Below are 25,526 nucleotides of genomic sequence, written 5' to 3' on the forward strand. Positions count from 1 at the left end.
CAGGCATGCTCTAGGCGCGTGACGTGCGGGGATGCATGCGGGCTTGCACTACTGGGCCCCAGCGTCCTGCAGGCATGGCCGCCTCGCGGCAACCTGAACGTTGGCTCCGCTCCCAACGTCACGCGTGGCCGTCGAGCCGGGCTGGCACGCTCGAACCAGCTGTCGATGACGTAGACGATCCAGTTGCCGTAGCCCTTACGCCGCAGGGCCACCTCTCTCGAAGGTCAATTCGATCTCGCCTGTAGAGCTGTCGACAGTGGCGTGGAACATCAATTCAACGTTGCGCTCGACAAAGACCCAAACGGCGTAACTACTCCAATCACCGTCGTGCAATTCAACCTCACTGTCGTTTTCGCGGTAATCGAATTTATCCATGAAGCCGTCAAATTGGACATTAGCTTTCACGGTTAGGTGGGCCAGTGAGGGGCCCGAGTCATAGTCGTCATAGGAAGATAGGTCAACGGTCTCAATTTCGGGCTCTACCCTTTCAATTGTGATCGACTGCAACGTGGGGGGCAACTCAATGTCTTCGAATTGCAGACTGTCAGACCATTCATAGTCCGGGTTTGCGACACGGGCGCCAAGTAGCTCGTCGCAGGCTCCGATAATCGCACGCCGAATGCGCTCGCCAATTTCGCGGTCAGGAGGAGGAGGTGTATAGGTGACGTGACTCGAAGAATCGGAGATCAGTGGTTGGAGTTCCTGAAGGTTCTTGACCCGCTTTACCGTGGGATGCGGCATCTGTAGGTCTGCCAGTAGGTCCAAGCTCAGGTTTTCGTCATCTCGGTCGCAGAAGTCTTTGTGGTTGTTTGTGACAATGACCAGCATGTTGTCGCTGTTTAGTTCTTTGGATGCCTCGACCACGCTCATCCAAATCAGGGCGTCCCGGTAACCGTCGGGTCCCCTTTTTTCCGGGTCCAACCCCTTGTTGCGAAACGGTTTTTTCTCCATCAGGGCGCGTGTTAGCAACTCGTCATGGGAGACGTGCGGTAGTGGAAGGACCCGGGCGTTGGATGTACGCAGTTTCGCCCGGAGGCGCTCTTCGAACCCCTCCGCCTTCTCGCGTACAGATTTCTCAAGATCCTTATGTTTGGGAAGAAGGTCGACATCTAGGCGGAGAGCACGCAAGGGGGCCAGGCCTGTCCGCATGCTGCGGATTGATTCGCCGAGGCTGCGGTTGTAGTGGCGCACCGTCTCGCGGATAACTATTTCAGGAATCCATAGAATGATCTTCTGTTCATGGCAGCGATAGAGGAGACTTTTCCATGCCTCATTTTCTAGTGAAAGGTCAGAGTAGAAGCAGGATGTATCCACGACTATGACTGGTGTTCCAGGCATCTATACCTACTTCCGATCGGGTGGCGATGTGCGCGAATGTGCGGGAAGCGGTTCATGGTAGCGGATCATGGAATTGCAACTTGTAAATAGGTGGACTTCGCATGCATCTCTGACATACCTTGCCTGCCTCGGCTCAGGAAGTGTGGTCGAGGGCTATGGTGATCCACTTGTTCTTCTCAGGGATCCGGCTCGGCACTGCATGTGTCGTCTCCTGAGTGCGACGATCTTAGGGCGGCGCAGCGGGTTTGGCCGGTGGCCTGCCCGGGCTGGGGTCGAGCATGATCAGGGGGCCGTACGCTTGTCAGCAACTCGGGCAGGCTTGTCCTCTGCCCGCAATGTGTCCGAGTGGCCCCCTGGTCTTGCTCGACGCGGGTCCCTGACCGGGGAGGTGGCTAAAGCCGTGGAGCCGACTGCCCCAGCCACAGCGGGCTTCACCACCCATCGACCCTGTCAGGCGTGCGGCCGGCGGCCGGGCCGGAGCGGGGCGAAGACAAGAGCGTCGGCCCGGGGCGCCGGGCCGCGCGCCGCCGCGCTGAGCGCGGCGGATGCGCCTTGAACCCGTGAAGAAGGTTGTAACTCAGGCGCCATCTGACATGCGCCATAGTGGGGGCGTGTACTGCTCCGGCCGACTGTTGATGAGCAGCTGACGCAGGGCCTCGCGCTGAGTGCCGTCGAGGCTCAGTACCTCTGTGAGTCGGCGGAACGTCGTATGGGTGACTCCGCGGCTTCGGGCCTCCGCTTCGAACTGGTCGAGCTGGGACAGCAGCGACTCGGGGTCGAGCTTCGCCGGCCGGTGCTCCTTGAGCCACAGCGCCTTGTTGCGCTCGTAGTCGATTTCAGAGAAGCCGCAGACTTCGCGGCTCAGTGCCTCTACCTCGTTCAACGTGGTCGTCGCCATGATCGCGCGGGCCAACTCATTGCGGCTCAGTGCCTCGTCCAGGTCGACTTCGTGGACCGTCGGGCCCTCGTCGGTCAGGGGGATGGGAAGCCCCGCGTCCCGGACCTCGCATGTGCCGCGTACTCCTCGAGCCGTCGCCACGAGCATCCCGGTCGCCTCGGACGGGTGCCATTCCATGACGGACCTGACCGGCTCCACATCCTTGGCCGTGAGGGTGTGGACGACATGGCTGAGCATGCCACGGATGTCGGCGAGTGGAAGCTCCCCGTCCAAGCCTGGTCCCGCGACCAGCAGCCGGATAGGCGCGTTCACCTGCCCGCACGCTGCCAACGTGAGGGCGTCCGCAAGTGGGCTCTTCAGCGTCGGTTCGTCGCCCCGAGCCAGCACATCGCCGCCCACGTCCAGGAGATCGATCGACTCTGGCTCCAGGTGGCTCACCAACTCTTCGAGTTGGCGGGTGACGCCCTCGGCGCCGTGCCCTGGGTCGATCAATGCGAACGTGTGCGGGAGCTCCGCCGCAAGCCGGGGGAGAGTGGAGCCTGCCGGGGCGATCGGCTGGGCCTCCGCCGGCACTTTCCATACCGCTGAGGTGATTGGTTCAAGGCCGGTGAAGTTCTCGGGCCCTCGGGGGCCCGGGACCGGGTCGATCAACAAGCGGTCCCACGCATACGTGAGGATCACCGCCCGACCGTTGTCTTCGCCGTACAGGGCGGCGTCAAGCATTGCGGCGGCGACTGCGTCGCCCCCTCCTCCTGCTGCGACGATCAACCTCGGCATGGCCCCAAGAGTACGGGGTCGGGTCTTGACCACTCACCCTATAGTGGCCAGAGGCCATAGCCACTTTGCCGTCCGAGCGGCTCTGAATCAGGAGGGCGCATGCCCAAGATCGAGGAGGCTCAGCCGAAGTATCTCCAGATCGCGCACTACATCCGCGATCAGATCCTTCGGGGTGACCTGCGCCCGGGGGACGAGGTTCCCTCTGAGCGGCAACTGGCGGCCGACTGGAAGGTGTCCAGGCCGACGGCGGCTCGGTCGCTGGAGGCGCTGAGCCATCAGGGGCTCGTCGAGAAGCGGCAGGGGTCGGGCACGTACGTGCGGAGCCTGGAAGTGAACCGGCGTGCACGCGAGTTGTACGGCCGCGCCCGGCAGACGGGGAAGATCTACACGCCGGGCGAGTACGCGGTCATCACGTCGGTCGGCTGGCTGGAGGCGCCGGATCACGTCGCTGAGGCGCTGGGCCTGGTGAAGGACCGGCGGGCTGTTCACCGGCGGCGGGTGACCAACAACCAGGACGGACCCATCACGTTGTCCACCTCGTGGTTCGGGCCGGAAGTCGGAGAGCGGGCCCCGAAGCTTCTGGATCCCGAGCGGATCCAGGAGGGGACCCTGATGTACGTCGAGACAATGACGGGACGCCAGGGAAGCTACGCCGAAGATCGCATGTGCGCCCGGACCGTGACGCCTGACGAGGCGGCCGATCTCCAACTCGACCCTGGATCCGCTGTCTTGGTCGTCCATCACGTCGTCTATGACCTCCAGGATCGGCCGCTTGAGTTCGCGGAGGCCACCTACCCGCCGCACCGTTGGGCGTTCGAGCAGGGCTACCCCCTCGCCTGACGGCCAGCCAGTTGTGGCGAACCGCTTGCATCGATGAAGTGGCTAATGCCACTATCCAGGAAGTGGCTAAGGCCACTTCATCTGAAGGGGGCACGGTGTGACGAGTCAGCGGCCGGATCAGGGCACGCACTTACCTTGCCAGGGTTGCCGGGGACGTGGCTGGAAGCGCGTCGGCTCGCGTACGACCCTGGGGCTTGCTGCCGCCGCCGACCGTACGCGTGCCACATCGAAGCGGCGCTGCCTCGACTGCGACGGCAGCGGTAGAGAGTGAGCACGGATGGCCTACATGTTCGACCGTTATCCCTCTGAGGGCTCCCCGCGGCTCGGCGCGATGACCTTGCACCCCGTCGCGGAGTCCGTGCCTCGGGCCCGGCGCTGGTTCCGCAAGTTCATCGCGCCGTACGACCCGGCCTGCTCGGTTGACGACTGTGCGCTGATGATCTCGGAGTTGGTGACCAACGCCATCGCCTACGGCTGGTCCGACGACAGCTGGGTCGTTCGAGTGGAGTGGTTTCGCGAGGGGACTTCGCTCCGGGTCGAGGTGCACAACCCAGGTTTCCCGGCGAACGTGCGGCTGCGGCGTCCCGATGCTGACGACGCGCACGGCCGCGGGCTGCTCCTGGTCGATTCCATTGCAGACTCGTGGCGTCATGGGCCCAGTCGCTTCGGCGGAACGGTGGTCTCCTTCGAGATGGCCGATGCCTGGCCGTCGTAGGCGGAATACGCTCCGCTGGTACTGCGCCGGCGGAATCGTCGCTAGTCTGGTTGACCAGTTGACTTGGCCAATCTCGACGGGCGGCGGCATTCATGGCGTATGAAGTGGAGGCACCGAAGTACGTTCGCCTCGCTCAGACCCTCCAGCGTCGCATCGAGGACGGCACGTATGCGCCCGGAACCCGAGTGCCCAGTGAGAACCAACTGGTGCAAACCTTCGGGATGTCCCGGCCGACCGTCGTCCGGGCGCTGGAGCTGCTGAAGCGCGACGGTTGGCTGGAGTCCCGGCAGGGGTACGGCACGATCGTGCGGGGTCGCCCGGCCGTCGTCGAGCAGAGGGACCGCCGGGGGAGTGCGGCGCTCGCGCGTGACGAGTCGCAGGCTCCAGGGCGGTTGGTCCAGGTCGGCTACATCCCCGTTCCGGCGCGAGTCGCCTCGGTGCTCGGGTTGCCCAAGCGGGGCAAGATCCTCATGCGCCGCTTCCTGGTCGAGGAGGACGGCAAACCAGTTGAGCTGGTCTCGTCATACTTCCCCGCCGGCCTCGTTGAGGGCACCGAGCTGGAGAGTGCCGAAGCGCTGGGTGGCAGTACTCGCGCATACCTGGAAGGTCGGAAGAAGGTCCGCTTCGACCATGTGACGGAGCGGGTCTCCGCCCGACTGCCCGAGCCTGTCGAAGCCGAGCTTCTGGATCTTCCGGACGCGGTTCCCGTCCTCAGTGTCCTGGTCGTCGCGTGTGACGCTTCCGGGCAGGCGCTGCAGGTCTCTGACGTGCTCCTTCCTGCCGACCGGCAGGAACTGGAAGACACCTACCGTCTGAACTGAGCCTGCCCTACGGGCAGTTGGCCCTCATCTCCGCGCCGTTCGCACTTGACAAGTCAACTTGGCATCTCTAACTTCGAACTTGCTAAGTCAACTTGGCAGGTGTCAGGTTGGCTCGACTCATAAGGAGAAATCTGTGCGTGTGATCCGCGTTGACGCCTCGACCGCCACGATCCTGCTCACCGAAGCGCCGGCCCCGAAGGTGCGTGACCGGCAGACCGGTGAGATCGCCAAGGACGCCGTGAGCGGCGAGGCACTGATGACCGTCGGCGTCGTCTACATCGACGAGGGCGAGTCGTCGCTGATCCAGGTCACCATTCCCGAGAGCGGCGTGACGGACGGCCTGACCGTCGGCGCTCCGGTCTCGCTGCCCGGTCTCGTCGCCCGGCCCTGGCAGAGCGTGTTCAACGGGCAGCAGCGGCACGGCATCGCCTACCGGGCTACTGCCGTTGCTCCGGGCGCCTTCTCGATGGAGCGGGCGGGCTGATCGGCGTGGCGGACCTGGTGACGTGGGCCGAGCTGGGCGGGGGACTCGCTGCGATAGACGGTGCGGCCTACGCCCGGCACGCCCACCCGGCGGCGTACTGGGCCACGGTCGGACTGCCGATCTCGGTGGCCCGGCTGCTGGCCTCGTACTCCTCGACCATGGACGCGTGCGGCCTTACGGTCGAGCCGTCGCGGTTACGGGCCCTGACCGTCAAGGCGACCACCCGGCGTGAGGTCCGGCCGGTGCCTCCTCGTCGGCGAATGATCCGGCCCACCTCGACCGGGCTGCGGCTCCGGCTGCGGCTCGCTCCGGGGCAGGAACCGGCGGACGTGGCGGCCTCGGCCGAACGGCTGCGACACGCCTGGGGTGTACACGCCGTGTACGTGCGGGACGTCAAGCCCGGTGTCGTGGAACTGCGGCTCGTCGGCTTTGACGTCCTGCGCAAGGTGCGGATGCCTCGCCAGACCGACGCCGGTCCGCTCTGCGTGCCCGTGGCTCTGAGGGAGGACGCGACTGCCTTCGTACGGGACTACCGGGCCGTACCGCATGAACTCGTACTCGGCGCCACGCTCTCCGGCAAGTCCATGTTCCTGCGGAACCTGCTTACCGGACTGGCTGCTCAGCCAGTGGTCCTGGTGGGGATCGACTGCAAGCGCGGGGTGGAGCTCGCGCCCTTCGCCGCCCGGCTCTCCGCCCTGGCGACCGACCCAGAGCAAGCGGCTGAGCTGCTGCCCGTGCTCGTCAAGGAAATGGAAGACCGATATGACCTGATCAAGGCCCGGCAGGGCATCGCGCCCGGCACACCGGAAGAGCTGATCACCTCCGACATCTGGGGACTGCCGCAGGGTGAGCGCCCGGCTCCCATCGTGCTGTTCATCGACGAAGTGGCGGAGCTCTTTCTCGTAGCCACGAAAAGGGAGGAAGAGCGGAGGGACGAGATGGTCACCCAGCTCATCCGGCTCGCTCAGCTCGGCCGCGCGGCCGGCATCTACCTGGAGGTCTGCGGCCAGCGGTTCGGGGCCGAGCTGGGCAAGGGAGCGACCATGCTCCGGGCGCAGCTGACAGGCCGGGTCTGTCACCGTGTGAACGACGAGGCCTCCGCCAAGATGGCGCTCGGCGACATCGCTCCTGAGGCGGTCCTGGCCTCCTGCGCCATCGCCCCCGAGCTGCCCGGTCTCGCGGTCGTGGGCGACACCTCCGGGGGCTGGTCCCGTATTCGCACCCCGTACCTGTCCCTCGCCGACGCTGCGGCCACCTGCCGTGAGTCGGCTCATCTCGCTCCGGATGTACCGGCGCTCTCGCCGTTCCGGCGGTATGCCCCGCCCGTGCCGGTGAACGAGTCCGGCCCCGTGGCCACTCCTCAGATGGTCACCGAGTAGCTCTCACGTTCCAACGGCCGGCGCGGCCGTCCCGCGCCAAGTCCCTACCCCACCCATGCCTGGAACTGGAAGGAGTGGCCGTGCGCGCCCTGCCCGTCCGCGTGGACGCCGTACTCGTCCAAGCACTGATCGCTGCCGCGCTGTCCTTCGCCCATCTGCATGACCTGGCGTTGGCCGCCGGACAGGACGGCTGGAAGGCGTTGGCCTACCCGGTCTCCGTCGACCTGCTGCTGGTGGCGGCCTGGCGACGGCTGCGCTCCGGTGACGCGATAGCGGCCGGCTGGTGCTGGTTCCTCGTCGCACTCACCGCGTCCCTCGGCGCCAACGTCGCCACCGCCGGCCTGCTCGACCTGGACGACGTACCGGACTGGCTCCGCATCCTCGTCGCAGGCTGGCCCGCGGTCGCGTTCCTCGGCGGCACCCTGCTCGCCCACGGAGCACCGAAGCCGAACGAGGCGCGTGCGACGGCATCCGAACCGCCCTCGACGATCACAGGGCCGGAACCTACTCCCGCAGAAGCCGCGCCGCTCTCGGCAACGGCGGAAATTCCCCCAGCCGAACCAGAGTCGGCCTTGCCCGCCCCGGCACCGCCCGCCCTCGTCGCGCTCGCCCGGAAGGTCGCCGACGACCACCGCGCCCGGACCGGAACGCCCATCGACACCTCAACGCTTCGCGCCCGGCTCGGCATCCCGATGCCGCTCGCCGAGGCCATCGCTACCCAACTCCCCTGATCCCGGAGGACCTTTCCCCGTGCGCCCGTCCACGCTCCGCGCGCTGAAGCGCGCTGCCGAGCTGACCCGACAGAACCGCCTTACCGAAGCCGTGCTGATCGCCGAGCCGGTGATCCTCGCGGCAGACAGCTACGAGGGCGACGAGATCTTGCGCTGGCTCGCCGAACACGCCGCCGACTTCACCGGCGACACCAGTAGGGAGACCCCCTGATGCCCGTCAACCGCCGCTTCCGCGGTGTCGTCCGCATCGGTCCCGTGCGGGTCGGCACCTACTACGACGGCCGGGGCCGCGAGAAGCACACCGCCGCCTGTACGGCTCCGCGCTGCGGCTTCTCCACGGACTACGACAGCCGGGCCGCCGCCGAGCTGGCCGCTCGCACCCACCGCTGCCCCGCCCACTGAGGAGACACCGATGACCGTCTCTCTGCCGCTCGTCTTCGTCCTGGGCGTCATCGCCTGGGCCGCGATCAAGTTCCTCGGCATCCGCCTGTGGGTCGCCGTCGTGATCGCCCTGTTCGGCTTCTGGCTCTCGCACACCTTCCTTGCCCCTGCCATCGAGTCCGGCACCCGCTCCGGGGTCGACGTCGTCAACGGCACGCGCGAATGACAACCCGACCGATGAGGAGTCCAGCCATGTTCCGCCCCAAGCTGCCCGACACTCCGCACGTTCCGAGCATCACCACGCACATCCCGCAAGCTCACGTCCCGGATCGCACCGTCGGCCGCCCGCTCACCCCGTCTGTGGGGGTGGGTGTCGCCGCGGTCGCCGCCGTGGCCGTTGTCGGAGTCGTACTCACCGCGCTCCTGGCGGCCGTCGCATTTTCGGCCGTGTCCGTGGCCATCGCCGCCGTGGTCCTGCGCTCTCTCCTCAACGGCGCGAACCAGCGCTGACCGGCCCCGGGGCGGCAACAAGCCGCCAAGCATCCCGCCGCCCCGAGGGCCGTCCCTCCCAACCGCCGAAACAGCCGAAAGGAACTCCCATCATCACCCGGCAGACTCCGCCCCCGCTGGCGGAACTCTCCATGCTGGCCTCTCTCGGCACCATGCCCGAGCTGGCCCGCCAACTCTCCACCCTGGGCGGTTGCACACGCCCCGTACGCCTTGACGGCCACCGCACCGAATACGCGGTCGACACCACGACCGGCGAGATCGGCAGGATCCTGAACCGCCTCGACTCCGTCGCCCTCCCCGCCGGCCAACTGCTCGTCCGATGCAACAACCGCCGGGCCACCCGTTGCGCGGCCTGCGCCGAGACCTACCGCCGCGACACCTATCACGTCATCACCGCCGGACTACGCGGCGGCAAGGGCACCCCGGAAAGGGTCGCCACTCACCCGCGCGTGTTCGCCACCTTCACCGCGCCGAGCTTCGGCCCGGTCCACAACCGCCCGTCCGGCGGCCGGGACTGCCGCTGCGGCATCCGGCACGACGAGGGCGATGCCGTCCTGGGGACACCACTCGACCCTGACACCTACGACTACGAAGCCGCTGTGCTGTGGAACGCGCACGCCGGTGACCTGTGGCGGCGTTTCTCGATCTACCTCCGCCGAGAGGTCGCCAAGCGTGCCGGTCTCACCCAGAGGGCGTTCCGGGACCACGCTCGGATCTCCTTCGCCAAGGTGGCCGAGTACCAGAAGCGAGGCGCCGTCCACTTTCACGCAGTGATCCGCATCGACGGTCCCGAGGGTGGCGACACCTCGCCCCCGGCTTGGGCCACGGCCGAGCTGCTGAGCGACGCGATCGGGGCTGCTGCTACCGCCGCGCACGTTTCCGGACCGGAGATCGACGGCCGGGCGCACCGCTTCACCTTCGGTCGACAGCTCGACGTTCGCCCGATCCGATCCGCCGACTTCGACGACGGCCAGGAGCTGACCGAGCGGGCCGTAGCGGCGTACATCGCCAAGTACGCCACCAAGGGCGCCGAGACGGCGACCGGCACCCTGGACCGGCCGATCCGCTTCCTCGCCGAGCTGGCACAGGCCCGGATCACCGAGCACGCACGCCGCATGATCCGCACCGCTTGGACCCTCGGCGCCCGCAGAGACCTCGAACACCTCCGCCTGCGCGCCTGGGCCCACATGCTCGGCTTTCGCGGCCACTTCTCCACCAAGTCCCGCCGCTACTCCACCACCCTCGGCGCCCTCCGCGACGCCCGCGCCGACTGGCGACGGGCCCAAGCGGCTCCACCTGTTCCACAGGACGGCGAAACCACGCTCGCCCTCGCCCACTGGGTCTTCGCCGGCACCGGCCTGTCCCGAGGCGAGGCATGGCTCGCCGAATCACTCGAACCCGCCCCCGGAACGGAAGGAGAGCCGACATGGACCGTCGGCGCGACGAACTGATGACCGTGCCCCAGGTACTGAACGAGTTGGGCGGGGTGTCTCGTCGGACGTTCTACCGATGGCGGGAGTTGGGGATCGGACCGACCGCGTTCAAGCTGCCCAACGGTGAGTTGCGTGTCTGGCGAAGCGACTTCAGCGCATGGTTGCGGCAGCTGGAGGAAGCGGCATGAAATCCCTCGATGTGAAGGTCTGGGGTGTCCGGAAGCGGAACACCCAGAAGCCGTCCTACGACGTGCGCTGGTCGGTCGCCGGCCAGGTCTTCTCCGAATCCTTCAGGACCAAAGGGCTCGCCGACAACTACCGCTCGAAGCTGATGCGAGCAACCCGCGACGGCGAGGAATTCGACACTGAGATGGGTCTTCCCGCTTCCATGGCGGAGAAGAAATCGGCTCTGACCTGGTACGCCTTCGCACTGAAGTACCTCGCGATGAAATGGCCGCACGCCGCACCGAATACGCGGGACGGCATCAACGAATCGTTGGCCTCGGTCACCATGGCACTACTCGACGATCGGCCCGGACGGCCGGCCGATCTACTGCTCCGCAAAGCCCTGCGCAACTGGGCCTTTGTCCTCCCCGGCCCGGACGAGCGGGAGCTGCCCGCAGAGATCGGCAACGCACTCCACTGGGCCGCCAAGGCCTCGCGGCCCTTGGCCGACCTGGCCGACCCGGTGATCGGGCGCGCCGTGCTCGACTCGCTCAAGCTCAAGTTGGACGGCACCGTGGCTGCTGCAGAGACCGTACGGCGAAAGCGACGCACCCTCGTAAACGCCGTTCACTACGCGGTCGACCTGGGGGAGTTCAAGGAGAATCCCCTCACAGCCGTGCGCTGGCAGAAGCCGAAGGTGTCCAGCGAGGTGGACCCCCGGGTCGTGGCCAACCCTGAACAGGCCCGGTCGCTGCTCACCGCAGTCTCGTACGTCGGCGGCTACCGGAGGGCCCGCGGCCGGCGCCTCATGGGGCTGTTCGCCGGGATGTACTTCGGGGGCTTCCGGCCTGCCGAGGTGGTGGGCCTGGCCGAGCCGGACCTGACGCTCCCCACCTCCGGGTGGGGCTCTGCGCTCCTCCATCGGACGCGTCCGAGCGTGGGCAAGCAGTGGACCGACTCCGGCGAGAGCCACGACGACCGCGGGCTGAAGAACCGTCCGAACGAGGACGTCCGGCGCGTTCCCATTCCTCCCCAGCTCGTGAGCATCTTCCGCGAGCACATCGACACCTTCGGGACCGCCGACGACGGCCGCCTGTTCTTCAGCGAGAACGGGGGAGTGGTCTCGTCCTCGACCTACTACCGGGCCTGGCAGGAAGCCCGCACGCTGGCGCTCCCGCCGGCCGTGGTCGCCTCGCCGCTCGCCCGGCGCCCGTATGACCTGCGGCACTCTGCGCTCTCCACGTGGCTCAACGCCGGGGTGGACGCGACCGAGGTAGCCGAGCGCGCGGGCAACAGCGTTGAGGTCCTGCTCAGTCGATACGCCAAGTGCCTCGACGGCAGGCAGGAGGTGGCGAACCGCCGGATCGAGGACCTGTTGCGCGAGTACGAGTGACCGCAGACGACGGCACGCCCCGAGGCCCCTGGACCTTTCCGGGGGCCTTCGCCATGTCGCGGGCCGACCTGGGCCGATGCCCGGCATTCCTGTCCACAGAACAGTCCACGGCGGTGAGCTCCGGGACTCGGTGATCCGACGAGCTGACGACCGGTTGAGGAGTTCGATCGCTGATCGCTCGTATCACTCATTCTGGTGCGCTTCGTATGCGCATTATGTGCATGACGCCCAGGATTGGCTCACGATGTGTTGTGTCTCCTTTCATAGGGGTGAAACGCCATGCCGACGTTTGTCACGTTGCTGAACTGGACCGATCAGGGGGTCCGGGGCTACAAGGACACCCTGCAGCGCGCCGAGGCCTTCGCCGCAGCGGCACAGAGGCTCGGGGCGAAGGTCCTGAGCATTTTCTGGACCGTCGGTCCGTACGACGCCGTGGCCGTCGTAGAGGCGCCTGACGACGAGACCGCCACCGCGGTGCTCCTGCAGGTCGGCGGGTTGGGCAACGTCCGTACCACGACCCTGCGGGCCTTCGGCCGGGAGGAGATGGACCGCATCATCGCCAAAGCCTCGGGCTGAGGACTTTCAGATCGAGGACCTGTTACGCGAGTACGAGTGACACGCTCACGGCGGTGCGCTCCGACGCCCGTGGACACGTTCGGAGTCGTCGTTATTTCGGTGGACTGACCTGGGTGGATGCCATCAAGATCCTGTCCACGAATAGTCCACAGACCCCGACATACGGCCGCTCCGAGCGGCGTGCGGCTGCGTATACGCGAAGACCCCGTCCTCAGCGTTCTCGCTGGTGGCGGGGTCTTTGGGCACCTCATCAAGGGTGCCCCCGGCAGGATTCGAACCTGCGCACACGGCTCCGGAGGCCGTTGCTCTATCCCCTGAGCTACGGGGGCGTTCACCGCTCTCGGCGGCGACGGGTAGAACCCTACCAGCTCCTGCGGGGTGGCCGTGAACAGGTATTTCCGGGCTGTCACGAGTGCCGTTTCCGCGCAGGTCACCGCGGGGGTTCCGCAGCCCACGCAGGCCCCATGCAGGCCCCACGCACACCCCACGCCGGCCCTCACGCGCCCACCGCCCCGAGCCGTCGGCCCCCTGTGCGCCCGCGCGCCCGCCACCCCGCAGGCCCCACGCCGGCGTCCCCCACACCCCCCGCGTCCCCCGCGCGGGTCGGAAGTGGGGAAAACCCGGACGCGGCCCGGCTGCGGGACCTACTCTCGAGTTGTGTCAGGCGCTTCCGGCCGGGTGCTCGTTGTTGATGACAACAGGGTCATTCGGCAGCTGATCAGGGTCAATCTCGAGCTGGAGGGCTTCGAGGTCGTGACCGCGGCCGATGGTGCCGAGTGCCTGGACGTCGTGCACGAGGTGGGGCCGGATGTGATCACGCTCGATGTGGTGATGCCGCGGCTCGACGGGCTGCGGACCGCCGCTCGGCTGCGGGCCGATCCGCGGACCAGGAGCGTGCCGGTGGCGATCATCAGCGCGTGTACGCAGTATGAGGTGGAGACCGGGCTCGCCGCCGGGGTGGACGCCTTTCTCGCGAAGCCGTTCGAGCCGGCCGAGCTGGTGCGGCTCGTGCGGCGGTTGACGCATCGGGAGGGCCCGCCGTCAGTCGACGGCAGGCATGGTGCCGGGCGGGCGGGGAGCACCCGGGGCTGAATCCGTCGGCCCGTGGCTGCGTAGGCCGGTAGATCCGTGGGCCACTGGGCCCGCGGACCGTAGACCTGTAGTCCGTCGGCCCGCAGGGCTGAGCCCGGGAGGGTGACCGACGGCTGCCCGGATGGCGAAACCGGTTCGCGATCACACCCCCTTCCTCCCATACGCTTGTCCCGTGACCCCCGCAGAGCTCTCCCATACCGTGCTGGGCGCCGTGCGCCGTGCGGTCGAGGAGGGTGCCCTGGGGGTGCGCGGGGCGGTGCCCGACCGGGTCAAGATCGAGCGGCCCCGGCCCGGGGGGCGCGGGGACTACGCCACCAATGTCGCGCTGCGGCTGGCCGGGCCCGCCGGGCGGCAGACTCGTGAGGTCGCCGAGATCCTGCGGGCGCGCATCGACGGCGCCCCCGGCATCGCACAGGTCGAGATCACCGGACCCGGGTTCCTGAACTTCACCCTGGCGCAGGGTTCCGCCGCCGCGACCCTCCGTGCCGTACGCGAGCAGGGACCGCGGTACGGCTACGGCGACGGCCTTGCCGGGACGCGCCTCTCCTTCGCGCCCGCCGACGGGCTCCGCGCCGCCATCGTCACCGACACCGTCGTGCGGCTGCTGCGCGCCCAGGGCGTCGACGCCCGCATCGAGCCGGGCGGCGAGGAACGGATCACGGCCGTTCCCGTACGCGACGACCGCGACGGCCACGGAGACGGGCTCTTCGAGCGGCTCGGCCCCGACGCCGCCCGCTGGGCGCTGCTCCGCGCCGCCGGTCACGATCATCCGAAGCTCGACGACGACCTTCTCGTACAGAGCGAGGGCAACCCGCTCTTCCGGGTGCGCTACGCGTACTCCCGCAGCCGGGCCCTCACCCGCGGCGCCACACGGCTCGGCATGCCCGGCCGGTACGAGGACGACGTCGACGCACCCGCTCTCCTCGCCGCCATGGGCGATCACCCCGCGGTCCTCGCCTCCGCCGCCCGCCTTCGCGCGCCCGACCGGCTCGCGCGGCACCTGGAGACCACCGCCGACGCACTCCTCGGCTTCCAGCACACCGTGCTGCCCCGCGGCGACGAGAAACCCTCGGCCGCCCACCGGTCCCGGCTCGCACTCGCCGAAGCCGCCGGGACGGTGCTGGCCGGCGGCCTGGCCCTGCTCGGCATCAGCGCACCCGAATACTTGTAGTGGATGTGAGAGAGACAGCATGAGCCGTTCAGCGCACCCGGCCGGGCCCCGTCACGGAGATGTCCTGCCCGAGGGGCACTACACCCCGCCGCCCACCGACCTCAACGCCCTCGACGAGAAGGTCTGGGCGCGCACCGTGCGCCGCGACGACGACGGCGTCGTCACGGTCGGCGGGATCGATGTGGCAAGGCTCGCCGAGGAGTTCGGCACTCCTGCCTACTTCCTCGACGAGACCGACTTCCGTGCCCGCTGCCGTGCCTGGGCCGACGCGTTCGGCAAGGACGCCGACGTGTTCTACGCCGGGAAGGCCTTCCTCAGCCGCGCCGTCGTGCGCTGGCTGAAGGAGGAGGGGCTCAACCTTGACGTGTGCTCCGGCGGCGAGCTCACCACCGCACTCGATGCCGGAATGCCTGCCGAGCGCATCGCCTTCCACGGGAACAACAAGTCCGCCGACGAGATCGAGAGGGCCGTACAGGCCGGCGTCGGGCGCATCGTCCTCGACTCCTTCCAGGAGATCGTCCGCGTCGCGCACATCGCCCAGTCCCTCGGCAGGCGCCAGCGCGTCCAGATCCGCGTCACCGTCGGCGTCGAGGCGCACACCCACGAGTTCATCGCCACCGCCCACGAGGACCAGAAGTTCGGGATCGCGCTCGCGGGCGGCGAGGCGGCCGAGGCCGTGCGCCGGGCGCTCCAGCTCGACGGGCTCGAACTCATCGGCATCCACTCCCACATCGGCTCGCAGATCTTCGACATGGCCGGCTTCGAGGTCTCCGCCCGCCGCGTCGTCCAGTTGCTCGCGGCCGTCCGGGACGAGCACGGCGTCGAGCTGCCCGAGATCGACCTCGGCGGCGGCCTCGGTATCGCGTACACCTCGGACGACGACCCGCGCGAGCCCCATGAGATCGCCAAGGCGCTCGGCGAGATCGTCACCCGCGAGTGCGAGGCGGCCGGGCTGCGCACGCCTCGCATCTCGGTCGAGCCCGGCCGCGCCATCGTCGGACCGACGGCGTTCACGCTGTACGAGGTCGGCACGATCAAGCGGCTCGAGGGGCTGCGTACGTACGTCAGCGTCGACGGCGGCATGTCCGACAACATCCGCACCGCGCTGTACGACGCCGACTACAGCGTCGCGCTCGTCTCGCGTACGTCGACCGCCGGGCCGATGCTCGTCCGGGTCGTCGGCAAGCACTGCGAGAGCGGCGACATCGTCGTCAGGGACGCGTTCCTGCCCGCCGATCTGGCGCCCGGCGACCTGATCGCGGTGCCCGCCACAGGCGCGTACTGCCGCTCGATGGCCAGCAACTATAACCACGCACTCCGCCCGCCCGTCGTCGCGGTCAGGGACGGAGAGGCGCGCGTGATCGTCCGGCGTGAGACGGAGGAAGATCTTCTGCGTCTCGATGTCGGGTAATGAAATGAATGTCTCAGGATCCGGACGGGGAACAGAAAGCCCCGTCCGGTGAGTGAGACTGGATCGCACTCTGCCGACGGAACGGCTGTGCTCGATGAAAGGCGTAGGTCGAATGACGCGTACGCGACCGCTGAAGGTGGCGCTGCTGGGCTGTGGAGTGGTCGGCTCAGAGGTGGCGCGCATCATGACGACGCACGCCGACGACCTGGCCGCGCGCATCGGCGCCCCGGTGGAACTCGCAGGGATCGCCGTCCGCCGTCCCTCCAAGGTCCGTGAGGGCATCGACCGGGACCTCGTGACGACCGACGCCAAGGGCCTGGTCGAGCGCGACGACATCGACGTGGTGGTGGAGGTCATCGGCGGCATCGAGCCCGCCCGCTCCCTCATCACCCGCGCCTTCGAGCACGGCGCCTCCGTCGTCTCCGCCAACAAGGCGCTGCTCGCCGAGGACGGCGCCACGCTGTACGCCGCCGCCGAGAAACACGGCCAGGACCTCTACTTCGAGGCCGCTGTCGCCGGCGCGATCCCGCTGATCAGGCCGCTGCGCGAGTCGCTCGCCGGCGACAAGGTCAACCGTGTCCTCGGCATCGTCAACGGCACCACGAACTTCATCCTCGACAAGATGGACACCTCCGGCGCCGGCTACTCCGAGGCACTCGACGAGGCCACCGCCCTCGGATACGCCGAGGCCGACCCGACCGCCGACGTCGAGGGCTTCGACGCCGCGGCCAAGGCCGCGATCCTCGCCGGGATCTCCTTCCACACCCGCGTACGCCTCGACGACGTCTACCGCGAGGGCATGACCGAGGTCACGGCCGCCGACTTCGCCTCCGCCAGGCAGATGGGCTGCACCATCAAGCTGCTGGCGATCTGCGAGCGGGCGGCGGACGGGAAGTCCGTGACGGCCCGCGTCCACCCCGCGATGATCCCGCTCAGCCACCCGCTGGCCTCCGTCCGCGAGGCGTACAACGCGGTCTTCGTCGAGGCCGAGGCCGCCGGGCGCCTCATGTTCTACGGGCCCGGCGCCGGCGGCGCCCCGACCGCCTCCGCGGTCCTCGGCGACCTGGTCGCGGTCTGCCGCAACAAGCTCGCCGAGGCCACCGGGCCCGGCGAGTCCGTGTACACGCAGCTGCCCGTGAGCCCCATGGGCGACGTCGTGACGCGGTACCACATCAGCCTCGACGTGGCCGACAAGCCGGGCGTCCTCGCCCAGGTCGCGACGGTCTTCGCCGAGCACGGCGTATCCATCGACACGGTGCGCCAGACGGGCAAGGACGGCGAGGCATCGCTCGTCGTCGTCACCCACCGCGCGCCCGACGCCGCCCTCTCGGGGACCGTCGAGGCGCTGCGCAATCTCGACACCGTGCGTGGTGTCGCCAGCATCATGCGGGTTGAAGGAGAGTAAGCACCCATGAGCACTCGCACTCACCAGTGGCGCGGCATCATCGAGGAGTACCGGGACCGGCTCCCGGTCACGGACACGACGCCGGTCGTCACGCTCGGCGAGGGCGGCACGCCGCTCGTACACGCCCAGACGCTCTCCGAGGCCACCGGCTGTGAGGTGTATCTCAAGGTCGAGGGTGCGAACCCGACCGGATCCTTCAAGGACCGCGGTATGACCATGGCGATCACCAAGGCCAAGGAGGAGGGTGCGAAGGCCGTCATCTGCGCCTCCACCGGCAACACTTCCGCCTCCGCCGCCGCATACGCCGGCCGCGCCGGAATGGTCTCCGCCGTGCTGATCCCGCAGGGCAAGATCGCGATGGGCAAGCTGGGCCAGGCGCTGGTCCACGGCGCGAAGATCCTCCAGGTCGACGGCAATTTCGACGACTGCCTGGTGCTGGCCCGTGGCCTCTCCGAGAACTACCCGGTGGCGCTGGTCAATTCGGTCAACCCGGTCCGTATCGAGGGCCAGAAGACCGCGGCGTTCGAGATCGTCGACGCGCTCGGCGACGCCCCCGACGTCCATGTGCTGCCCGTCGGCAACGCCGGCAACATCACGGCGTACTGGCGGGGTTACAAGGAGTACGCGGCGGACGAGCTGGCCGCGCACACCCCCCGCATGTGGGGCTTCCAGGCTTCCGGCTCCGCGCCGATCGTGCGCGGCGAGGTCGTCAAGGACCCGTCGACCATCGCCACCGCGATCCGCATCGGCAACCCGGCGTCCTGGGAGTTCGCGCTGGCGGCCCGGGACGAGTCGGGCGGCTTCATCGACGAGGTGACCGACCGTCAGATCCTGCGCGCCTACAAGCTGCTGGCCACGCGCGAGGGCGTCTTCGTGGAGCCGGCGTCGGCCGCGTCCGTGGCCGGTCTGCTGAAGGCCGCCGAGGAGGGCAAGGTCGACCGCGGGCAGAAGATCGTCTGCACGGTCACCGGCAACGGCCTCAAGGACCCGGACTGGGCTGTCGCCGGAGCGCCCCAGCCCGTCACGGTGCCGGTGGACGCGGTGGCTGCCGCCGAGCGGCTCGGGCTCGCGTAGGGCCCAGGTCGCGTACCTGTCCGCGTTGCGCGCCCTACGTGTATGCGGCACGTGCGACCCACCTCGTACAGAAGGAGCATGGGAGGCTTGCGACACGCATCGTGCGCCTCCCATGCGCCCTATGTCGCCGCTCAACCTTCCTTCGATAGGCTGTACTGACCCGCCCGCGCATATGCCGCGGAGTTGCCGTGTTCGCGGCCCACGGGTCCTCGTACATTCGTCAAAACCTCGTCATCCCGCCGATCAGAACCAAGGAGTGTCGTCGAGCGATGGCCGGTCCTGCGTTCCGCGCCGCCGCCGTCCGGGTGCGCGTCCCCGCGACCAGCGCCAACCTCGGGCCGGGCTTCGATGCCTTCGGCCTGTCGCTGGGGCTGTACGACGACGTCGTCGTCCGGGTGGCGGACTCCGGTCTGCACATCGACATCGCCGGCGAGGGCGCCGAGACGCTGCCCCGCGACGAGAGCCATCTGCTCATGCGCTCGCTGCGCACGGCCTTCGACCTCCTCGGCGGGCAGCCGCGCGGCCTCGAGGTCGTCTGTGCCAACCGCATCCCGCACGGCCGTGGCCTGGGCTCGTCGTCCGCGGCCATCTGCGCCGGCATCGTCGCCGCGCGCGCGGTGACCATAGGCGGCGACGCCCGGCTCGACGACGCGGCGCTGCTGGAGCTCGCCACCGAGATCGAGGGGCACCCGGACAATGTCGCCGCCTGTCTTCTCGGCGGCTTCACTCTTGCCTGGACCGACGCCGGCGCGGCGCGGGCCATCAGGATGGATCCGTCCGATTCCATCGTTCCGGTGGTTTTCGTGCCGTCGAAGCCGGTGCTCACCGAGACCGCGCGCGGCCTGCTGCCGCGTACGGTTCCGCACGTCGACGCCGCGGCCAACGCGGGCCGTGCCGCACTGCTCGTCGAGGCCCTGACCAGGCGCCCCGAGCTGCTGCTGCCCGCCACCGAGGACCGGCTCCACCAGGAGTACCGGGCTCCCGCGATGCCGCAGAGCGTGGAACTTGTCAACCGACTGCGCGCGGACGGCGTCCCAGCAGTCATCTCCGGCGCTGGCCCCACGGTGCTCGCGCTGGCCGAGGGCGGTGCGGCCGACAAGGTCGCACGACTGGCGGGCGAGGGCTGGGCGGCGAACCGGCTGGCCCTCGACGCTGCGGGAGCGAGTGTCCTGCCGCTCGCTTCGTAGCGACACGGGATTGCCGGTGATGGAGAGGGGGAATGTTTGTTGGAGCCGGTAGTGTTAACCTCAAGTACGCAGCCCACATTCTTGTGGTGCGGTGCTTCGTGTCCCCATCCGGGACCACCCATTCTTCCGGGAGCCTCCCCAACTGCCTGAGCAGCCTGCCTGAGCAGTTTCGAGCACGCTCCGGAACCGGCACGACACCCCTCGCTTTCCCAGGAGAGGGCCGAGCAGGGGGACTCGGGCCGGGCCTTGCACGTACATCTCTTCCGCCGTACCCGGCGGGACCACCGCCCCGGCTTCGGTCCGCGATCCGCAAGATCACAGACCGCCGTCGGACAGCACAACCGGTCGCCGAGCCAGAAGGCCGACGTCCGCTCCAGGGAAGGACCCTTCGTGAGCGACACCACCGATCTGATGGGCGTGACTGCCGACAGCAACGTCGACACCACCGCGCCCGCCGCAGGTGCTGCCACTGGCACCACCTCACGGCGCCGCCGCTCCGGCACCGGCCTCGAGGGCATGGTCCTGGCCGAGCTGCAGCAGGTCGCGTCCGGCCTCGGCATCAGGGGCACCGCGCGCATGCGCAAGAGCCAGCTGATCGAGGTCATCAAGGAGGCGCAGGCCGGAGGCTCAGCCCCGGCGAAGAGCGCCGATGCGGGCGAGGCCGAGGCCAAGCCGAAGCGGCGTGCCACCTCCAGGGCCCGTGCGGGCGAGGAGAGCACCGCGGCAGCCGAGCCGAAGGCCGAGAAGGCCGTCGCCCAGCAGCAGATCGACATTCCCGGTCAGCCCGCCAGCGAGGACGCCCCGGCCGGCGAACGCCGTCGTCGCCGTGCCACCGCACCCGCCGGCAGTCCCGAGGGCGAGGCCGCACAGGCCGAGCCGAAGGGCGACGTCAAGACCGAGGCCAGGACCGAGGCGCAGCCCGAGGCCAGGGCCGAGGCCGCCACGGACACGGCGGAGGGCCGCCGGGGCGACCGTCAGCGTGACCGCGGCGAGCGCGGCGACCGTCAGCGCGACGGTCGGCGCGACCGCGACCGCGACCGTGACCGGCGCGGCGGCAAGGGCGACGACCAGCAGGGCGGCCAGCGCCAGCAGGGCGGCGGCCAGCAGCAGCGCCAGGGCGGCGGGCCGCAGGACGACTTCGACGACGAGAGCGGTCGGCGCGGACGCCGTGGGCGCTACCGCGACCGCCGTGGCCGCCGTGGCCGCGACGACTTCGCGACCGGCGAGCCGCAGGTCTCCGAGGACGACGTTCTGATCCCCGTCGCGGGCATCCTGGACATCCTCGACAACTACGCCTTCATCCGGACCTCCGGCTACCTGCCCGGTCCGAACGACGTGTACGTGTCGCTGGCCCAGGTCCGCAAGAGCGGTCTGCGCAAGGGTGACCACGTCACCGGCGCGGTCCGCCAGCCCAAGGAGGGCGAGCGCCGCGAGAAGTTCAACGCGCTGGTCCGCCTGGACTCCGTCAACGGCATGGCGCCCGAATCCGGCCGTGGCCGCCCGGAGTTCAACAAGCTGACCCCGCTCTACCCGCAGGACCGGCTCCGTCTGGAGACCGACCCGGGTGTGCTGACCACCCGCATCATCGACCTCGTGTCGCCGATCGGTAAGGGCCAGCGAGGCCTGATCGTGGCCCCGCCGAAGACCGGCAAGACCATGATTCTGCAGGCGATCGCCAACGCGATCACGGTCAACAGCCCCGAGTGCCACCTGATGGTCGTCCTCGTCGACGAGCGTCCGGAAGAGGTCACCGACATGCAGCGGTCGGTGAAGGGCGAGGTCATCTCCTCGACCTTCGACCGCCCGGCCGAGGACCACACCACGGTCGCCGAGCTGGCCATCGAGCGCGCGAAGCGTCTCGTCGAGCTGGGTCACGACGTGGTCGTCCTGCTGGACTCGATCACCCGTCTGGGCCGCGCCTACAACCTGGCGGCCCCGGCCTCCGGACGCATTCTGTCCGGTGGCGTCGACTCGACCGCGCTCTACCCGCCGAAGCGCTTCTTCGGCGCCGCGCGCAACATCGAGGACGGCGGCTCGCTGACCATCCTGGCCACCGCGCTGGTCGAGACCGGCTCGCGCATGGACGAGGTGATCTTCGAGGAGTTCAAGGGCACCGGCAACATGGAGCTCAAGCTCGACCGGAAGCTCTCCGACAAGCGCATCTTCCCGGCGGTGGACGTCGACGCGTCCAGCACCCGTAAGGAAGAGATCCTGCTCGGTGCCGATGAGCTCTCCATCGTCTGGAAGCTGCGCCGGGTGCTGCACGCGCTCGACCAGCAGCAGGCGATCGAGCTGCTGCTCGACAAGATGAAGCAGACGAAGTCGAACGCCGAGTTCCTGCTGCAGATCCAGAAGACGACGCCGGCGCCGGGCAACGGCAACGACTGATTCTGGACAACTCTGCCCAATTGAGGGCCCGTTCCGTTACGCGAGTGACGGAGCGGGCCCTCTGTTTGTAGTATCGGGCAGCCGTTCCCCACCAACGGCCACCTACACTTCACCAGCCGTTCCCCCACGCGGCCTCCTTTGTCGTTTCACCCATACTCATGGAGACACGCGTGCGCGCATCGCGCCATGGCAGACCCGTTCACCGGGTCCGCAGACTCATAGCGGCCGGTGTGGCCGCACTCTCCCTCGCCGCCGGCGCCTTCGCGTTCAGCGCCCAGGCGGACGAGACCGAGCCCCAGTTCCGGGCCCCGAAGGGCTACAAGGTCGCGGACGCCCCGCCGAAGTCCGGGACGCCGTCGCCGCGCATCATCGGCGGCACGACCACCTCGTTCAGCAGCGCGCCGTACATGGTGCAGCTGCTGTTCGACTTCTACGACGACGGCTACCTGTACTTCAACTGCGGTGGCACGCTGGTGGCCCCCAACAAGGTCCTCACCGCCGCGCACTGTGTCACCGACGAGTTCGGCAGCCCGCTCGACTTCGCGCGTGACGGCCTGATCCTGGCCGGCACCTCGAAGCTCGTCGGCGGCCCCACGAACTCCGAGGGCACCGCTGTCAACGTCAGCCGCCAGTGGGTCCACCCCGGCTACAGCACCGAGACGTTCAGCAACGACATCGCCGTCCTGACGCTCTCCAAGCCGCTGCCGTACAAGCCGCTGCCGCTCGCCGGCCCCGGCGACCTCGCGTCGTACAACGCGGGCACCAACAGCATCACGCTCGGCTGGGGCCTGACCTCGTCGGACGCCGACTCCGCCACGCTCGCGTCGACGCTCCAGCAGGTCGTGCTGCCGCTGCACTCGAACCAGGAGTGCCTGGAGAACCTCGACCCGTTCTTCCAGGACAACGGCACCATGTTCTGCGCCGGCCAGGCCGGTACGGGCAGCGACGCCACCGGCAAGACGCCCTGCCCGGGTGACTCCGGCGGTCCGGTCCTGGTCAAGGGCAAGGTCGTCGGCGTCGTCTCCTGGGGCATCAACTCCGCGGACGGCCAGCAGCTGTGCAACGTGGTCGGTGCCTACGAGGCGTTCGCCCACGTCGCCAACCTGAAGTCGGCGGTCCAGCCGCGGATCGACGACACGGACCTCACCCGTGACGGCCGCGCCGACCTGTTCGCCCGTACGTCCGCCGGTGCGGACTACAGCTTCACGTCCAACGGCGTCGGCTTCTCCACGAAGACCGCGTTCTCGGGCACGTACTCGGGCTACAACATCGTGGCGCAGACCGACCTCAACCGGGACGGCTACCAGGACTTCGTGGTCCGCCAGACCTCCAACGGCGAGCTCCGCTGGGTCCGTCGCAGCCCCACCTCGTCGACGTACGTCTCCGGCCGCATCGCCGCCGGGTTCGGCACCTACCGTGCGATCCTCGCTCCCGGTGACGTGACCGGCGACGCCCTCCCCGACGTGGTCGGCGTCTCCTCGTCCGGTGCGCTCGTGGTCCTGCCGGGCAACGGCGCCGGCGGCGTCGGCACCCTCAAGGTCATCGGCTCCGGCTACCAGAAGTACAACGCGGTCCGCGGCCACGGTGACTTCAACGGCGACAGCCTCACCGACCTGCTCGTCCGCAACAGCAGCAGCACCGCGCTCTACCTGATCCCGGGCACCGGCAACGCCGCGGCCCCGTTCGGGGCGCCGGTCCTGCAGGCCTCGTCGTGGGGCACGTACAACCTCATCGTCACGCCCGGTGACGTCTCCGGCGACGGCAAGCCCGACGTGGTGACCCGCACCTCCAACGGCGCGCTCCAGCTCCACCGGGGCAACGGCACCACCACGGGAACGCTGCGTGCGCCGGTCCAGGCCGGCACCGGCTTCTCCGGCTACAACCTCTTCGGCTGAGCAGGCCGCAGCAGGAGACCGACAAGAGATCCCGGTCACACCCCCGGCCCGCTGGGTCAGGGCGGTGACCGAGACGAAACAGCAGGTGAAACAGGGTTCGTGCCCACCGTGTCCACCACGGTGGGCACGGCCCTTTTCTCACTCACCTCTCAGGACCCCGTGCAACCCTTCTGCGCACTCCGCCGTCTCACCAGTGGCGTAACAAAGCTTGACAGGGTGGACAAACCGTGCCTGAACACGACGGCCGGGGGGCAGCAGAACCTACGAGGGCTTGAGGAGATATGGCCGACCAGACCAAGGGCAGTCGAATACGAGCCACGGGCAGGCGCCGCAAGCAGCGCAGCGCGGGACACCGTGGCGCGGCCCTCGCCGCCTGGTCAGCGGCCGGCCTCGTACTCATCGGCGGGTCCGGAGCCGGCTACGTCTACTTCAGGCTCAACGACAACATCCAGAGCGTCGACATCAACGCCCAGCTCGGCAAGAACCGTCCCGACAACGTCGACAACGGCTCCATGGACATCCTCGTCCTCGGCTCCGACTCGCGCTCCGGGGCCAACGGCAAGTACGGGGCCGACGACGGCGGCGCCCGCTCCGACACCGCGATGATCGTGCACGTCTACGAGGGCCACAAGAAGGCCTCGGTGGTCTCCGTGCCCCGCGACACCCTCATAGACCGGCCCCAGTGCGCCGACGGCGACGGCAAGGCGATCGACGGCGAGAGCCGCGCCATGTTCAACACCGCCTACGAGGTCGGCGGCCCCGCCTGCGCGGTCAAGACCGTCGAGAAGATCTCCGGCATCCGCATGGACCACTACATAGAGGTCGACTTCACCGGCTTCAAGAAGATCATCGACGAGCTCGGCGGCGTCGACATCACCACCACCGAGGCGATCAACGACTCCAAGAGCCACCTCGACCTCGAGCCCGGCACCCACACCCTCGACGGGGAGCAGGCCCTCGGACTCGTCCGCACCCGCAAGGCTGTCGGCAACGGCAGCGACCTGGGCCGGATCCAGCTCCAGCAGGCCTTCATCAAGGCACTGATCCAGCAGGTCAGGGACGTCGGCGTGTTCAGCAGCCCGAAGAAGCTGTACGACCTGGCCGACAGCGCCACCAAGGCGATCACGACCGACTCCGAGCTCGACTCGGTCCAGGAACTCGTCGGCTTCGCGAACGGGCTGAAGGGACTGGGCGCCGAGGACGTCACGATGATCACGATGCCCGTCGATTACGACAGGATCGACCCCAACCGGGTCGTGCCGCTGAAGAAGCAGGGCAAGCAGGTCTGGACCGCCCTCCAGAACGACCTCCCGATCCCCGCGTCCGCCACCAAGGGCACCGCGGACGGCCTGGCCGAGGACATCGTGCAGTAGCCGGGATCACTTCGTGCGTACCGCGGGCGCGCCTCGGGCGTATCGCCGCGGGCGTGCCCCAGGAATACCTGCGGACCGACCCCGGTTTT

General features: G+C 68.6%; 25 protein-coding genes and 1 tRNA gene. 23 read left to right on the forward strand and 3 right to left on the reverse strand.

Annotated features, from left to right (window positions below; genetic code table 11):
* Window positions 1–195 precede the first annotated feature (195 nt).
* Together ABT078_RS02670 and ABT078_RS02675 are read right to left on the reverse strand one after the other, a co-directional pair.
* Window positions 196–1,338, reverse strand: a complete 1,143-nt coding sequence (locus tag ABT078_RS02670; protein ID WP_351223048.1) for a PIN domain-containing protein — start codon at window positions 1,336–1,338, stop codon at window positions 196–198.
* Between the two features lie 577 nt (window positions 1,339–1,915).
* Window positions 1,916–3,013 carry a DUF1152 domain-containing protein gene (locus ABT078_RS02675; protein WP_351223050.1) on the reverse strand — a complete coding sequence of 366 codons (1,098 nt, stop codon included), beginning with the start codon at window positions 3,011–3,013 and terminating at the stop codon, window positions 1,916–1,918.
* Between the two features lie 99 nt (window positions 3,014–3,112).
* On the opposite strand from ABT078_RS02675, the gene ABT078_RS02680 reads away from it, so the two are divergent.
* From ABT078_RS02680 to ABT078_RS02745, 14 genes are all read left to right on the forward strand, one after another.
* Window positions 3,113–3,853, forward strand: coding sequence for a GntR family transcriptional regulator (locus tag ABT078_RS02680; RefSeq protein ID WP_351223052.1), 741 nt, complete (start codon window positions 3,113–3,115; stop codon window positions 3,851–3,853).
* 277 nt (window positions 3,854–4,130) lie between these two features.
* Window positions 4,131–4,568, forward strand: a complete 438-nt coding sequence (locus ABT078_RS02685; RefSeq protein ID WP_351223054.1) for an ATP-binding protein — start codon at window positions 4,131–4,133, stop codon at window positions 4,566–4,568.
* A 92-nt stretch (window positions 4,569–4,660) separates the two neighbouring features.
* On the forward strand, window positions 4,661–5,389 hold the full coding sequence (locus ABT078_RS02690) for a GntR family transcriptional regulator (protein ID WP_351223056.1): 729 nt from the start codon (window positions 4,661–4,663) through the stop codon (window positions 5,387–5,389).
* 133 nt (window positions 5,390–5,522) lie between these two features.
* A complete protein-coding gene (locus tag ABT078_RS02695; protein WP_351223058.1) occupies window positions 5,523–5,873 on the forward strand; it encodes an SCO3933 family regulatory protein in 351 nt (116 codons plus the stop codon).
* Between the two features lie 5 nt (window positions 5,874–5,878).
* Window positions 5,879–7,252, forward strand: a complete 1,374-nt coding sequence (locus ABT078_RS02700) for an FtsK/SpoIIIE domain-containing protein (protein WP_351223060.1) — start codon at window positions 5,879–5,881, stop codon at window positions 7,250–7,252.
* An 80-nt stretch (window positions 7,253–7,332) separates the two neighbouring features.
* Window positions 7,333–7,983, forward strand: coding sequence for a DUF2637 domain-containing protein (locus ABT078_RS02705; RefSeq protein WP_351223062.1), 651 nt, complete (start codon window positions 7,333–7,335; stop codon window positions 7,981–7,983).
* 19 nt (window positions 7,984–8,002) lie between these two features.
* Window positions 8,003–8,194 carry a hypothetical protein gene (locus ABT078_RS02710; RefSeq protein WP_351223064.1) on the forward strand — a complete coding sequence of 64 codons (192 nt, stop codon included), beginning with the start codon at window positions 8,003–8,005 and terminating at the stop codon, window positions 8,192–8,194.
* The gene (locus ABT078_RS02715) at window positions 8,194–8,385 is read left to right on the forward strand and encodes a mobile element transfer protein (RefSeq protein ID WP_351223066.1); all 192 of its coding nucleotides are present in this window, start codon (window positions 8,194–8,196) and stop codon (window positions 8,383–8,385) included. The genes ABT078_RS02710 and ABT078_RS02715 overlap by 1 nt, the downstream gene beginning before the upstream one ends.
* A 10-nt stretch (window positions 8,386–8,395) precedes the next feature.
* Window positions 8,396–8,590 (forward strand): hypothetical protein, encoded by a 195-nt coding sequence (locus ABT078_RS02720; protein WP_351223068.1) that lies wholly within the window; start codon window positions 8,396–8,398, stop codon window positions 8,588–8,590.
* Window positions 8,587–8,874, forward strand: coding sequence for a DUF6251 family protein (locus ABT078_RS02725; protein WP_502981141.1), 288 nt, complete (start codon window positions 8,587–8,589; stop codon window positions 8,872–8,874). Before ABT078_RS02720 ends, ABT078_RS02725 begins: the two co-directional genes overlap by 4 nt.
* Window positions 8,875–9,005: 131 nt before the next feature.
* Window positions 9,006–10,325, forward strand: a complete 1,320-nt coding sequence (locus ABT078_RS02730; RefSeq protein ID WP_351223072.1) for a replication initiator — start codon at window positions 9,006–9,008, stop codon at window positions 10,323–10,325.
* The gene (locus tag ABT078_RS02735) at window positions 10,301–10,495 is read left to right on the forward strand and encodes a helix-turn-helix transcriptional regulator (protein WP_351223074.1); all 195 of its coding nucleotides are present in this window, start codon (window positions 10,301–10,303) and stop codon (window positions 10,493–10,495) included. Before ABT078_RS02730 ends, ABT078_RS02735 begins: the two co-directional genes overlap by 25 nt.
* The gene (locus ABT078_RS02740) at window positions 10,492–11,865 is read left to right on the forward strand and encodes a tyrosine-type recombinase/integrase (protein ID WP_351223076.1); all 1,374 of its coding nucleotides are present in this window, start codon (window positions 10,492–10,494) and stop codon (window positions 11,863–11,865) included. Before ABT078_RS02735 ends, ABT078_RS02740 begins: the two co-directional genes overlap by 4 nt.
* 279 nt (window positions 11,866–12,144) lie before the next feature.
* Entirely contained in the window at window positions 12,145–12,441 is a 297-nt protein-coding gene (locus ABT078_RS02745) for a GYD domain-containing protein (protein ID WP_351223078.1), read from the forward strand.
* Window positions 12,442–12,698: 257 nt separating this feature from the next.
* On the opposite strand, the gene ABT078_RS02750 is transcribed toward ABT078_RS02745, so the two are convergent.
* Window positions 12,699–12,770 (reverse strand) — tRNA-Arg (locus tag ABT078_RS02750).
* Between the two features lie 280 nt (window positions 12,771–13,050).
* Between ABT078_RS02750 and ABT078_RS02755 the strand changes: the two genes are divergently transcribed.
* From ABT078_RS02755 to ABT078_RS02795, 9 genes are all read left to right on the forward strand, one after another.
* Window positions 13,051–13,533 (forward strand): response regulator, encoded by a 483-nt coding sequence (locus ABT078_RS02755; RefSeq protein ID WP_351223080.1) that lies wholly within the window; start codon window positions 13,051–13,053, stop codon window positions 13,531–13,533.
* 172 nt (window positions 13,534–13,705) lie between these two features.
* Window positions 13,706–14,704 (forward strand): ArgS-related anticodon-binding protein NrtL, encoded by a 999-nt coding sequence (nrtL, locus tag ABT078_RS02760; RefSeq protein WP_351223082.1) that lies wholly within the window; start codon window positions 13,706–13,708, stop codon window positions 14,702–14,704.
* A 19-nt stretch (window positions 14,705–14,723) separates the two neighbouring features.
* Window positions 14,724–16,115 (forward strand): diaminopimelate decarboxylase, encoded by a 1,392-nt coding sequence (gene lysA / locus ABT078_RS02765; protein ID WP_351223084.1) that lies wholly within the window; start codon window positions 14,724–14,726, stop codon window positions 16,113–16,115.
* A 112-nt stretch (window positions 16,116–16,227) separates the two neighbouring features.
* Complete coding sequence (locus ABT078_RS02770) at window positions 16,228–17,520, forward strand: homoserine dehydrogenase (protein ID WP_351223086.1); 1,293 nt, start codon at window positions 16,228–16,230, stop codon at window positions 17,518–17,520.
* A gap of 6 nt (window positions 17,521–17,526) precedes the next feature.
* Window positions 17,527–18,594 (forward strand): threonine synthase, encoded by a 1,068-nt coding sequence (gene thrC / locus ABT078_RS02775; protein ID WP_351223088.1) that lies wholly within the window; start codon window positions 17,527–17,529, stop codon window positions 18,592–18,594.
* Between the two features lie 269 nt (window positions 18,595–18,863).
* Window positions 18,864–19,781: a homoserine kinase gene (gene thrB, locus ABT078_RS02780; protein WP_351223090.1), complete on the forward strand. Its 918-nt coding sequence runs from the start codon at window positions 18,864–18,866 to the stop codon at window positions 19,779–19,781.
* A gap of 390 nt (window positions 19,782–20,171) precedes the next feature.
* Window positions 20,172–22,169 (forward strand): transcription termination factor Rho, encoded by a 1,998-nt coding sequence (gene rho, locus ABT078_RS02785; protein WP_351223092.1) that lies wholly within the window; start codon window positions 20,172–20,174, stop codon window positions 22,167–22,169.
* A 230-nt stretch (window positions 22,170–22,399) separates the two neighbouring features.
* On the forward strand, window positions 22,400–24,064 hold the full coding sequence (locus ABT078_RS02790; protein ID WP_351223094.1) for a trypsin-like serine protease: 1,665 nt from the start codon (window positions 22,400–22,402) through the stop codon (window positions 24,062–24,064).
* Between the two features lie 281 nt (window positions 24,065–24,345).
* On the forward strand, window positions 24,346–25,437 hold the full coding sequence (locus ABT078_RS02795) for an LCP family protein (protein ID WP_351223096.1): 1,092 nt from the start codon (window positions 24,346–24,348) through the stop codon (window positions 25,435–25,437).
* Window positions 25,438–25,526 lie beyond the last annotated feature (89 nt).

It is taken from the genome of Streptomyces sp. NPDC002133, assembly GCF_040296405.1.
GTDB lineage: Bacteria > Actinomycetota > Actinomycetes > Streptomycetales > Streptomycetaceae > Streptomyces.